This window comes from Aeromonas sp. DSM 116730 (assembly GCF_046581335.1).
GTDB classification, from domain to species: Bacteria; Pseudomonadota; Gammaproteobacteria; order Enterobacterales; family Aeromonadaceae; genus Aeromonas; species Aeromonas rivipollensis.
Genome location: NZ_CP144265.1, coordinates 2,517,658 through 2,529,463, shown reverse-complemented (window position 1 = coordinate 2,529,463; position 11,806 = coordinate 2,517,658). Strand labels below are relative to the sequence as shown.

Annotated in this window: 9 protein-coding genes; 3 read left to right on the top strand and 6 right to left on the bottom strand. The window is 62.3% G+C overall.

The window, feature by feature from the left end:
- The first annotated feature begins 102 nt into the window (after positions 1–102).
- Both hupB and ppiD read left to right on the top strand, forming a co-directional pair.
- The gene (gene hupB, locus Aeroheme_RS11580; protein ID WP_005315375.1) at positions 103–375 is read left to right on the top strand and encodes a nucleoid-associated protein HU-beta; all 273 of its coding nucleotides are present in this window, start codon (positions 103–105) and stop codon (positions 373–375) included.
- 149 nt (positions 376–524) lie between these two features.
- Positions 525–2,438, top strand: coding sequence for a peptidylprolyl isomerase (gene ppiD, locus Aeroheme_RS11575; RefSeq protein WP_411165886.1), 1,914 nt, complete (start codon positions 525–527; stop codon positions 2,436–2,438).
- 283 nt (positions 2,439–2,721) lie between these two features.
- Here the strand turns inward: ppiD and Aeroheme_RS11570 are convergent, their stop codons facing one another.
- The 5 genes from Aeroheme_RS11570 to Aeroheme_RS11550 all read right to left on the bottom strand — a co-directional run bounded on the left by Aeroheme_RS11570 (position 2,722) and on the right by Aeroheme_RS11550 (position 9,013).
- On the bottom strand, positions 2,722–4,314 hold the full coding sequence (locus Aeroheme_RS11570; protein WP_106886930.1) for an ABC-F family ATPase: 1,593 nt from the start codon (positions 4,312–4,314) through the stop codon (positions 2,722–2,724).
- Between the two features lie 212 nt (positions 4,315–4,526).
- A complete protein-coding gene (locus tag Aeroheme_RS11565) occupies positions 4,527–6,182 on the bottom strand; it encodes a cation acetate symporter (protein WP_106886929.1) in 1,656 nt (551 codons plus the stop codon).
- On the bottom strand, positions 6,179–6,490 hold the full coding sequence (locus Aeroheme_RS11560) for a DUF485 domain-containing protein (RefSeq protein ID WP_111912022.1): 312 nt from the start codon (positions 6,488–6,490) through the stop codon (positions 6,179–6,181). Before Aeroheme_RS11560 ends, Aeroheme_RS11565 begins: the two co-directional genes overlap by 4 nt.
- 106 nt (positions 6,491–6,596) lie before the next feature.
- Entirely contained in the window at positions 6,597–7,223 is a 627-nt protein-coding gene (locus Aeroheme_RS11555) for a 3'-5' exonuclease (protein WP_411165885.1), read from the bottom strand.
- Positions 7,224–7,225: 2 nt separating this feature from the next.
- Entirely contained in the window at positions 7,226–9,013 is a 1,788-nt protein-coding gene (locus tag Aeroheme_RS11550; protein ID WP_411165884.1) for a putative nucleotidyltransferase substrate binding domain-containing protein, read from the bottom strand.
- Positions 9,014–9,173: 160 nt separating this feature from the next.
- Here Aeroheme_RS11550 and Aeroheme_RS11545 point away from each other — a divergent pair, with 160 nt between their 5' ends.
- Positions 9,174–9,980 (top strand): crotonase/enoyl-CoA hydratase family protein, encoded by an 807-nt coding sequence (locus Aeroheme_RS11545; RefSeq protein ID WP_411165883.1) that lies wholly within the window; start codon positions 9,174–9,176, stop codon positions 9,978–9,980.
- 73 nt (positions 9,981–10,053) lie between these two features.
- Here the strand turns inward: Aeroheme_RS11545 and Aeroheme_RS11540 are convergent, their stop codons facing one another.
- Positions 10,054–11,550, bottom strand: coding sequence for an alanine/glycine:cation symporter family protein (locus Aeroheme_RS11540; protein WP_163136877.1), 1,497 nt, complete (start codon positions 11,548–11,550; stop codon positions 10,054–10,056).
- Positions 11,551–11,806 lie beyond the last annotated feature (256 nt).

The window sequence follows — 11,806 nt, the reverse complement described above, 5'->3', positions numbered from 1 at the left end:
TTGTCACTTGCAACTGATCAGGAGGCTTGTTATAAAACCTCCACTTGTTGTGGCCAGGGAAATCAGTGCCGCAGCGATGTTCGATAAAAGGGGAATATAAGAGTGAATAAATCTCAACTGATTGACAAGATTGCAGACGGTGCTGATATCTCCAAAGCTGCCGCTGGCCGTGCGCTGGATGCTTTCATTGACGCCGTGGGTGAAGCCCTGAAAGAGGGTGACCAGGTTGCTCTGGTTGGCTTCGGTACTTTCGCCGTTCGCGAGCGTGCCGCTCGTTCTGGCCGTAACCCGCAAACTGGTGCGACCATCGAAATCGCTGCCGGTAAAGTTCCTGCCTTCAAAGCCGGCAAGGCCCTGAAAGACGCGGTCAACTAAGCCGGGCGCTGATTCTCATCGGCTCCGACCTTGGTCGCTGACCAGACAAGTGAGAGGGCTCTCCCTCATACTGATTGACCAAGGCGCATCGCAATCGGTGCGCCTTTTCATTATTCATGCCCATCGAGTTCGGGAGCATAAGTACAAACATGATGTTGGATAAACTACGCGAAGGGGCGCAGGGCAAGGTAGCCAAGGTTATCTTGGGCCTGATCATCCTCTCCTTTGCCTTGGCCGGTGTAGGCAGCTACCTCAATGGCCCGGCACGTACCGCCCCCGCTACCGTCAACGGCAATGACATCAGTGCCCCCGCACTGGAGAATGCCTATCGCAACGAGCGGGCCCGCATGGAATCCCAAATGGGTGAGGCCTTCAACCAGCTGGCCGCCAACCCTGACTACATGAAACAGTTCCGCCGCGGCGTGCTGGACAGGCTGATCGATCAGGCGCTGATCGATGACAAGGCCCGTCAGCTCGGCCTGCGGGTCAGTGACGAGCAGATCAAGCAGGCCATCGTGGAGATGCCGGAGTTTGCCGAGGACGGCAAGTTCAACAACGATCGTTACCTGCAGCTGATCCGCCGTGCCGGCATGACCCCCGAGATGTTCCGCGACTCCCTGCGCCAGGACATGGTGCGCCAGCAATTGATGGGCGCCCTGCTGGGCTCCGAGTTCGCCCTCAAGGGCGAGGCCGAGCAGCTCGACAAGCTCTACAACCAGACCCGGGACCTGCGCCTGGTGCGCCTGGCTGCCTCCGCCTACATGGGTGAGGTCGAGGTGAGCGACGCAGAGGTGGATCAGTTCTACAAGGCCAACAGCGGCCGTTTCATGAAAGACGAGAAGATCAAGGTCGACTACCTGCTGCTCGATGCCGCCAACCTTGGCAAGAACATCAAGGTGACCGAGCAGGATGCCCAGGATTACTACGATCAGCACCAGGACCTGTTCCAGCGTGCCGAGCGTCGCCGTGTGGCACACATCCTGATCCCCTTCGGCAAGGATGAGAAGGCGGCCCAGAAGCAGGCCGACGAGCTGCTGGCCAAGGTCAAGGGCGGTGAAGAATTCGCTACCCTGGCCAAAGCCAACTCCAGCGATACCTTCTCTGCTAAGAAGGGCGGCGAACTGGACTGGTTCGAGAAAGGAGTGATGGATCCGGCCTTCGAGCAGGCTGCCTTTGCGCTGGCCAAGGCGGGGGATCTCTCCGCTGTGGTCAAGAGCCCGTTCGGTTTCCACATCATCAAGCTGCTGGCCGTCGAGCCTGCCAAGACCAAGCCGTTCGTGGATGTGATGAGCGAAACCATCACCCGTCTGCAAGCGGACAAGGCCAAGGAGCTGTTCTTCGCCGAGCAGCAGAAGATGGCCGACAGCAGCTTCGAGAACCCGGATTCGCTGGACTTGACCGCCGAAGCCATGGGTATGAAGGTGGTCTCGTCTGATTACTTCAGCCAGGCCGATGCCCAGGCGCCCCTCAATGATCCCAAGGTGCTGGCGGTGGCGTTCTCCGAACAGCTGCGTGATGACAACACCAACTCGGATGTGATCGAGCTCGCCGATGGCAAGGCGCTGGTGCTGCACATCATGGGTCACCAGCCCAAGGCGGCCAAGCCGCTGGCGGAGGTGAAAGACCAGGTGATTGCGGCCATCAAGCATGAGAAGGCCAGCGAAGTAGCCCGTGGCAAGGCCCAGGGCCTGCTCGACAAGCTGCACGCCGGCGAGGACATCCAGGCCGATCTGACCGCCCTCGGGCTGAAGGTGGAGAGCCACAAGGGTGTCTCCCGCTTCGCCCAGGAGATGGATCAGAACCTGCTGGCTCAGGCGTTCCGCATGCCCCATCCGAAGGATGGCAAGCCGAGCGTCGAGCTGGTGGCCGAAGCCAATGGCGATCGCGTGGTGGTGGCGCTGGACAAGGTCAATGTGACCAAGGAGCCGTCCCAGATGGTGAGCCTGCTGCAAGGCCAGCTCGGTCAGGGCAAGGCCCAGGCCGACTACAAGTCGCTGATCGACGAGCTGCGCAAAGCGGCCAAGATTGAGTACTTCACCGACGTGGAGGCGACCGTCGAGTAATCGACCCTTGCCCTCAATTGAAAACGGCTCCTTGATGGAGCCGTTTTTTTATGTCCCGACAATGCTTCGCTCGGCAAGCGCGGGCGGGCTGAAGAGGGAAGGGGACTGGCACGGGCTTGTGCTGCCTATCCTGGCAGGGGATAAGCCGGATAGGGCATAACAGCGCGCTGTCTCCCTATCCCCAATCCTTCTCTTGCAGTGGGAGCCGCTCGCAGAGGGGGGCGTGGAGGCATAAAAAAACCGGCGCCATTGGCGCCGGTTTCATGATGGAAAACCCGGGGGGTTACACCACGCCTTGGCTGCGCAGGTAATCCTCGTAGGTACCGCCGAAGTCGCGGATACCGTTCTCGGTCAGTTCCATGATGCGGGTCGCCAGGGACGACACGAACTCACGGTCGTGAGAGACGAAGATCAGGGTGCCTTGGTACATCTCCAACGCCAAGTTCAAGGATTCGATGGATTCCATGTCCAGGTGGTTGGTCGGCTCATCCATGATCAGGATGTTGGGACGCTGCATCATCAGCTTGCCGAACAGCATGCGGCCCTGCTCGCCACCGGAGAGCACCTTGACCGGCTTCTTGATGTCGTCCTGGGTGAACAGCAGACGACCCAGCACTGAGCGCACCGCCTGTTCATCTTCGTTGGCCTGTTTCCACTGGGCCATCCAGTCGAACACGTTGAGATCGGTGTCGAAATCGTCGGCGTGATCCTGGGCGTAGTAGCCGATCTGGGCATTCTCGGACCACTTGATGGTGCCGCTGTCCGGCGCCAGCTCGCCCATGAGGGTCTTGATCAGGGTGGATTTACCTATGCCGTTGGTACCCAGGATGGCGACCTTCTCGCCCACTTCCAGCATCATGCTCAGGCCCTTGAACAGCGGCGCCTCACCATAACCCTTGGACACCCCTTCCACTTCCAGGATGTTGCGGTACAGCTTCTTGTCCTGCTCGAAGCGGATGAAGGGGTTCTGACGGCTGGAGACCTTCACTTCCTCAATCTTGATCTTGTCGATCTGCTTGAGGCGGGAGGTGGCCTGGCTCGACTTGGAGGCGTTGGCACTGAATCGGGAGACGAAGGATTGCAGGTCGGCAATCTGGGCCTTCTTCTTGGCGTTGTCGGAGATCAGACGCTCGCGTGCCTGGGTGGCCGCCGTCATGTACTCGTCGTAGTTGCCCGGGTAGACGCGCAGCTCGCCGTAGTCCAGATCCGCCATGTGGGTGCAGACGGAGTTCAGGAAGTGACGGTCGTGAGAGATGATGATCATGGTGCTTTCACGATCGTTGAGCACCTGCTCCAGCCAGCGAATGGTGTTGATGTCCAGGTTGTTGGTCGGCTCGTCCAGCAGCAGGATGTCGGGGTTGGAGAACAGCGCTTGTGCCAGCAGCACCCGCAGTTTCCAGCCCGGGGCCACTTCGCTCATGGGGCCGTTGTGCAGCTCGATGGGGATGCCGGCACCCAGCAGCAGCTCGCCGGCGCGGGCCTCGGCGGTGTAACCGTCATACTCGGCGACCAGGCCTTCCAGCTCGGCGGCCTTCATGTAGTCGTCGTCGGTGGCTTCGAGGTTGGCATAGATGGCATCGCGCTCGGCGATGGCGGCCCACAACTCGCTATGGCCCATCATGACCACGTCCAGCACGCGCATCTCTTCGTAGGCGAACTGATCCTGGCGCAACTTACCGATGCGCTCGTTGACGTCCAGGCTCACATTACCGCCAGTGGGCTCCAGATCGCCGCCGAGGATCTTCATGAAGGTGGACTTGCCACAGCCGTTTGCGCCTATGAGGCCGTAGCGGTTGCCGCCGCCAAACTTGACGCTGATGTTCTCAAACAGCGGCTTGGCGCCGAACTGCATGGTGATGTTGTTGCTGCTTAACAAAGGAGATGTCCCAGGTTGTCTGTCAAATGGCGCGCATTATGGCACAGATCCCCCGAAAGTTTTAGCAAGAACTGTGATCGGGGCCCATTGCACCGGGGGCCGGCTGGCGAGAAAGCCGCCACTTGCCGGGAGTGCGGGAAAGGGGAGGCGAGAGGGGAGGCCCGGAATAAGAAAAGCCGGCACAGGGCCGGCTTTGGGGCGGTCAGACAACCTTAGTGGGCGGAGGCGCCGGAGGCACCGAGCCCGGTCTGGGAGCGGACGAATTGCGGGAAGAACTTCTGGTGTTCCTCGCTGGCGTTCTGGGACTTGTCGGTGACCGAGAAGAACCAGATCCCGACGAAGGCCAACCCCATGGAGAAGAGCGCCGGGTACTCGTAGGGGAAGATGGCCTGGGCATGGCCCAGCACCTTCACCCACACGGTCGGGCCCAGGATCATCAGGGTCACGGCGCTGATGAGGCCCAGCCAGCCACCGTAGACGGCGCCACGAGTGGTGAGGCGGGACCAGAACATGGAGAGGAAGAGCACCGGGAAGTTGCAGCTTGCGGCGATGGAGAAGGCCAGACCCACCATGAAGGCGATGTTCTGCTTCTCGAACAGTATGCCCAGACCGATGGCGACCACACCCAGCACTAGCGTAGTCATCTTGGAGACGCGCAGTTCGTCGGCTTCGTTGGCCTTGCCTTCCTTGATGACGCAGGCATAGAGGTCGTGGGAGACCGCAGAGGCACCCGCCAGGGTCAGCCCTGCGACCACGGCGAGTATGGTGGCGAAGGCCACGGCGGAGATGAAGCCGAGGAACAGGCTGCCACCCACGGCGTCGGCCAGATGGACGGCGGCCATGTTGGTACCCCCCAGCAGGGCGCCGGTGGCATCCTTGAAGTCCGGGTTGGTGCTGACCAGCAGGATGGCACCGAAACCGATGATGAAGGTCAGGATGTAGAAGTAGCCGATGAAGCCGGTGGCATAGAACACCGATTTACGGGCTTCCTTGGCGTCGCTCACGGTGAAGAAACGCATCAGGATGTGGGGCAGACCGGCTGTGCCGAACATCAGGGCCAGCCCGAGGGAGATGGCGGAGATGGGGTCGGCCACCAGGCCACCCGGGCTCATGATGGCGGCGCCATTGGCATGGACCTTGACCGCTTCACTGAACAGGGCGCCGATGTCGAAGTTGACGGACTTCATCACCATGATGGCCATGAAGGAGGCGCCGGAGAGCAGCATGACCGCCTTGATGATTTGGACCCAGGTGGTGGCCAGCATGCCGCCGAACAGCACGTAGAGCACCATCAGTATGCCGACCAGCACCACGGCCACATGGTATTGCAGGCCGAACAGCAGCTCGATGAGCTTGCCGGCACCCACCATCTGGGCGATGAGGTAGAGGGCCACCACCACCAGGGAGCCGCTGGCGGAGAGGCTGCGTACCGAGGTCTGCTTGAGGCGGTAGGAGGCGACGTCGGCGAAGGTGTACTTGCCGAGGTTGCGCAGCCTTTCCGCTATCAGGAACAGTATGATGGGCCAGCCCACCAGGAAGCCGATGGAGTAGATGAGGCCGTCATAGCCCGAGGTGTAGACCAGGGCGGAGATGCCGAGGAAGGAGGCGGCGGACATGTAGTCACCGGCGATGGCCAGACCGTTCTGGAAGCCGGTGATGCGACCGCCGGCTGCATAGTAGTCGGAGGCCGAGCGGTTGCGCTTGGAAGCCCAGTAGGTGATGAACAGGGTGGCGGCCACGAAGGCCACGAACATCACTATGGCCGAGATGTTGAGGGGCTGGCGTTGCACCTCGCCGGTCAGCGCATCGGCCGCCAGCAAGGGGGTGGAGACCAGGCCGGTGAGCAGCAGCAGAGACTTGCCTTTCATGATTGCACTCCCTTGAGGATCTTCTGGTTCAGCTCGTCAAATTCGCCGTTGGCCCGCAGCACATAGATGCCCGTCAGCACGAAGGAGGAGACGATGAGGCCCACGCCAACCGGGATGCCGCGGGTGATGCTGGAGCCTTCGCTGAGCGGGGTGCCGAGCCAGCCCGGGGCGAAGGCGATGAGCAGGATGAACGCCAGGTAGAGCCCCAGCATCAGGATGGAGAGGGTCCAGGCGAAGCGCTGGCGTTTGCTGACCAGCTCCTTGAAGTTGGGATCTTGCTGGATCCTCAGATAACGTTGCTGTTCCATTGCAGTTCTCCGTGACGGTTGTGTCAGCTGTGATTGAAGGGTGTCCCTACCGAGCAGGGGGCTGCTCATGTAATCAAAATGTGAAGCAAATGTTATTTTCGGACAATTAGACTTTGGGATAAGCCAGGGGGCCGCCCTGATGCAGGCGCAGGAAGATGAGGGCGGCGGTGGTGGCGTCACTCAGGGCGTCGTGAAGGGGCAGGGGCGGCAGCCCCAGATGCTGGCAGATGGCGGCCAGATGCAGGTCGATGACGGCGTCGGGATAGCGCCGAAAGAGCTGATCGTGATAGCGCCGGCTCACCTCTATGCCACGCTGGGGCAGGCGTAGCCCCCAGTGCCGCTGGCAGGCCAGATTGAGGATCCGCAGATCATAGGCGATGTGGTAGCCCACCAGTTCGCGGGGCCCGATGAAGGCCAGCAGCAGGCGCAGCGCGGCCTCCAGCGCCATGCCCTGTTGCAGATCCTGATGGCGCAGGCCGTGGATCACCACGGAGTGCGCGCTCAGGCTGGCCGGTGGCTGCACCCTGATGGTGAGGGCCTCGCCGGTCAACACCCGGTTGCCCTGGATGCGCACCGCCCCGATGGAAACGATCTCCGCCTTGGTGGGATCCAGGCTGGTGGTCTCGAAATCCAGCGCCACCCACTCCTCCTCGGGGGGCGTCGCAAAGAGGGGGGCAAACTCCCCGTCCCAAAAGCCCCGACCCAGCCAACGACGTCGCCAGTGGTGCCACATGCCTATTGCCTAAGACGAAAGTGCAAGGTGAGCCATTGCTGGAACTTCTTCACCTGATGCAGGGCGTGGCGCAGCAGATCCCGCTCCCCGTGCGCGAGTTCGGCAACCTGCACCCGGCTGCCACCATCCTTGAGCTGGCTGCGCAGTCGCAAGCGGATGAAGAGCCGGAAGGCTTCCGCCAGGTTGGCGCCATAGTCGGGGCTGAGGCGCCCCGCGGCCACCAGGGCGTCGATCCGCCCCAGGGTCGAGGTCTCCAGCACTCCTGCCTCCAGGGCCAGCACCCGCAGGCCGTGCACCAGGGGGAAGAGGCCGCCACGCTTGAGATCCAGCCCCTCGGGGGCCTGCTCCAGCCGGCCAAAGAGGGTGAGGGGGGTGTGGAAGGCAACCGCCGCCCGGGCCATCTCCGCCAGCAGATCCGGCCTGTCGGCCAGGCGCTCTCTCAGGTGGCGGGCGAGGGGGGCGAGCAGGGGGCGATCCCCCATGATGGCCTGGGCATCGGCCAGGGTGGCGAGCCACAGCAGGTCGGCCTCGCTGGCGCCCACGCATGCCTGCTCTATCTCGTCCTGCCACTGGCGGGCACCCTTGACCCACTCCGGATTGCTGACCATCACCTTCCCCGGGCAGGGGGGATAGCCGAGCCGGGCGAGCAGGGCGCTGAAGGCGGCCAGATCGGCTTGCCGATCTGGCCAATGCAGGCCATCCGGCAGGATCAGGGCGTTGTCCTGATCGGTCTTCTGGATCTGCTCACCGCGCCCCTCCGAGCCCAGCATCAGCAGGCACACCTGCTCCTGCACCTCGGGGGGGATCACCAGGGCGAAGGCCTTGGCGATCAACTGCTCGTTGATGGTGGCGATGAGCTTCATCAGAAACAGGGTATGGATCCCCTGGGCAAACAGGGTGCGAATGAGTTGCTGCTGCTCCCGGGCCACCGCCTCCAGGGCCGCCTGGCTGTCTGCCCGGGCGATGCGCAGGGTCAGCACATGGGAGTGGGCGGAGAAGAGCCCCAGCACCTGGGTCAGGTGCAGAACTCCCGCCACCTCCTGCCCCTGCCAGATGACCAGCCGCTTGATGCGGTGGCGGGTCATCAGCAACAGGGCGTCGAACAGATAGCTGCCTTGCGCCAGGCCGATCAGCGGCGCCGGGGTCAGCACCGCCAGCGGCGCCGCCAGAGGCAACCCCTTGAGGGTCAGGGCATGGAGCAGGGTCTTGCGGGTGGCGAGGCTCAGGCTGCCGTCAGCGGCGGGATAGAGCAGGCAATCTGTGCCCCGGCTGGCCATGGCTTCGCTGGCGGCCAGCAGACTGGTCTGGCTGTCCAGCTGCAGGGGGGGCTGCAGGTGGCCTGGGTCGATGCGGGTCAGGATGAATTCCGCCAGGTTCTGTTGCCCGAGCTGGCCGCGGCGCTCCTGCTCTTGCTGACGCTCGGCCAGGGTGGCGGTGAAATAGTGTGCAAAGGCGGGGTGCGCGTCGCACAACCCCTGGAAGGTGTCGCGGGGGATCAGCTGGCAGAGAGTGTCCTCCAGGGCGCTGAAACGATGGCGGCAGCGGCCGTCGAACTGGGCGCGCACGTCGAACATGTCCCCCACGCCATAGTCGCCGAAGGGCTGATGGGGCCCCGACTCCTCCACCGCGCCCTTGATGACGAGGTAGAGGCCGGGGGGCTCATCCCCCGGCTGTTGCACCGTCTGGCCGGCGCGAAAGTAGCAGATGCTGAGGCGTTGGCCGAGCCGTTCACGGGCAGCCTCGCCCAGGCAGTCAAAGGGCGGGCGGGCAAAATCGAACAGAAGTGACATGAAAACTCTCGGCCTGTGGGCATGGGGCCAGTCTGGCAAAGGGGCCAGGGCGTGGCCAGCCGACTTTAGTCGCAGAGCCGGGCTGGCTTCCCTGTACCTGCCGATAACACTCTGGTAACGTTGTGGTATGACCAGTGTCGGCACAAGGAAGAGGAAGGAAATGGACAAGCCAAGGATCAGGTGCGAGATCCGGGACGGCATCGCCGAGGTGATGCTGACCCGGGAGGACAAGCTCAATGCGCTGGACAGGGACATGTTCGGCGCCATCGACGAGACGCTGAACCAGCTTGCGCGCCACAAGGGGTTGCGGGCTGTGATCCTGCACGGCGAGGGGCGGGCGTTCTGCGCCGGGCTGGATGTGAAATCCATGCTGAGGCAGCCGGTGGCTGCCCTGGACATATTGAGACGCGAGGCGGATGAGGCGACCAACCTGGCCCAGCGGGTCGCCTATGGCTGGCACCAGTTGCCGGTGCCGGTGATCGCCGTGACCCAGGGGGTCTGTTTCGGCGGCGGCCTGCAGATAGCGCTCGGGGCCGATTTTCGTTTCAGCACCTCGGATTGCCGCTTCTCGGTGATGGAGATCAAGTGGGGCATCATCCCCGACATGAGTGGCAGCGTCACCCTGCGCAATCTGATGGGGGTGGACACCGCCATGGAGCTGGCCATGAGCGGCCGCGAGCTGGATGCCCAGGAGGCCAGGGCGCTCGGGCTGGTGAGCCGGGTCTGCGAGGATCCCCTCGACGCGGCGCGGGAGTTCGCCAGGACACTGATCACCAAGTCGCCGGATGCGCTGGCGGGGATCAAGCAGCTCTACCATCAGGCCTGGGCCCGCAGCGATGAGGTGATGTTGAAGGAGGAGACCCGGTTGCAAAAGCAGATCCTGGGGCGCCCCAATCAGTGGCGGGCGACCCTCAACAGCCTGTTTCGCTGGCGGCTGCCGTTCGGACCCCGCCGCAACGCGCTCTGAACCGGCGCTCACCCTCAAGAGAGTGCAAATAAAAATGGCAGCCTAAGCTGCCATTTTGCATTGTGCCGTCTGATTATTTGACGGTATCCGGGTCCGCCTCGAAGGGGTGGCCGGTTTGCTCACGCATCAGGTTTACCTCGGCGCGGTTGTCAATCCAGTAATCCGCGTTCTTGATACCGAGCTTCTCCGGGTGGAACACGGGATCAACCCCCTGTGCCAGCTGTGCCTCGTAATCCTTGAGGCAGGCGAAGGCGGGTTTTTGCAGCATCAATATGGCACCGATGTTGAGCCAGGCCATCAGGCCGACCCCGATGTCACCCAGACCCCAGGCCAGATCGGCGGTTTTGACGGTGCCGTAGACGGTGGCAGCCATCAGCGCAATCTTCAGCAGGAAGGTGAGCCAGGGACGGTTAATCTTGCGGTTGATAAAGGCGATGTTGGTTTCGGCGATGTAGTAGTAAGCCACTATGGTGGTGAACGCGAAGAAGAACAGGGCGATGGCGACGAAGTAGTTGCCAAAGCCGGGCATCATGCTCTCCATGGCGGTCTGCACATAGCCGGGGCCTGCCGCGATGCCGGCGATGCCGGTGTAGATGGCGGCGCCGTCCGGTCCCTGTACGTTGTACAGGCCGGTGATCAGCAGCATAAAGCCGGTGGCGGAGCAGACGAACAGGGTGTCGATGTAGACGGAGAACGCCTGCACCAGGCCCTGCTTGGCCGGGTGGCTCACGGCGGCGGCGGAGGAGGCGTGCGGGCCTGTGCCCTGAGCCGCTTCGTTGGAGTAGACGCCGCGTTTGACGCCCCACATGATGGCCAGACCCAGAATGGCACCGAAACCGGCTTCCATCCCGAAGGCGCTCTTCCAGATCAGCAGGATGACGCCTGGCAGCTGGCCGATGTTGAGGGCGATGATGACGCAGGCGACGATGATGTAGCCCAACGCCATGAAGGGCACCACTGTACTGGCGAAGTTGGCGATGCGCTTGACGCCGCCGAAGATGATGAAGCCGAGCAGCAGCGCCAGACCGGCGGCGGTGACGTTCGGATCGATGTCAAAGGCAGTCTGCAGGCTGGAGCCGATAGAGTTCGCTTGCACCCCAGGCAACAATACGCCGCAGGCGAAGATGGTGGCGATGGCGAAGGTCCAGGCGTACCACTTCATGCCGAGCCCTTTCTCGATGTAGAAGGCCGGGCCGCCGCGGTATTCACCGTTGATCTTCTCCTTGTAGACCTGACCCAGGGTGGACTCCACGAAGGCGGAGCTGGCGCCGAGGAAGGCGACCATCCACATCCAGAACAGGGCGCCCGGGCCCCCGAAGGTGATGGCGGTGGCGACGCCGGCGATGTTGCCGGTACCGACCCGACCGGCCAGGGTCATGGAGAGTGCCTGGAAGGAGGAGACACCGGCATCGTTGCCCTTGCCCTGGAACATCAGGCGCACCATCTCTTTCATGTGGCGCAGTTGCAGGAAACGGCTGCGCAGGGAGAAGTAGAGGCCCACCCCCAGACACAGATAGATGAGCGCTGGGCTCCAAATCACGCCATTGATGGCATTGACGATCTCATTCATGTACAACAACTCCTTTGTTGCGCTGTCTTGGCGAGGTCTATATGCCTCGCTCCCTTAACATTGAAATATGCGGTGACCAAGGGGGCCACTCAGTATTGTGCGGGACTTTCGACTGGTTAGTCCGCGGGATTTAACATATCGGTTTGTATCGGCCCTTCCTAGTGAAAAGTGTTGTCACTTTGTTAATTTGTGAATTGACATTAACAAATGGTGCGTGGAACTGGACAAGATTCGGAACTTACCCATCAGGTGCATC